This is a genomic window from Photobacterium sp. R1 (assembly GCF_054600795.1).
On sequence record NZ_BAAHZP010000699.1, the window covers coordinates 1 to 258 of the forward strand.

Here is a 258-nt window from a genome sequence, read left to right on the forward strand (position 1 = left end):
GCCTGTGTCGGGTATGGTGTCTGGGATCTGGCCCGCTACCTGACCAGTCTGGCACTGGCCAGCGATTTCGGCTGCGGGTTACTGGAAGGACGCTATCTCACAGACGAGCTGGCTATCGACGACGATTTAAACGCCGTCAATAAGGACGACATCCACCAGGCCTGTGAGGCATTTCTGTCGGCTTACTTAAAAACACTGCAGCATGTCATCGAGGACAACGGTGCCAGATACAATGTCCTGAAAAAATTCGATGATGAT

General features: G+C 52.7%; 1 protein-coding gene. It reads left to right on the forward strand.

Annotated elements, in window-relative coordinates; genetic code table 11:
- Positions 1-258 (forward strand): hypothetical protein (locus tag ACYP03_RS26890; RefSeq protein WP_459782793.1); only part of this gene is annotated, 258 nt, incomplete at both ends.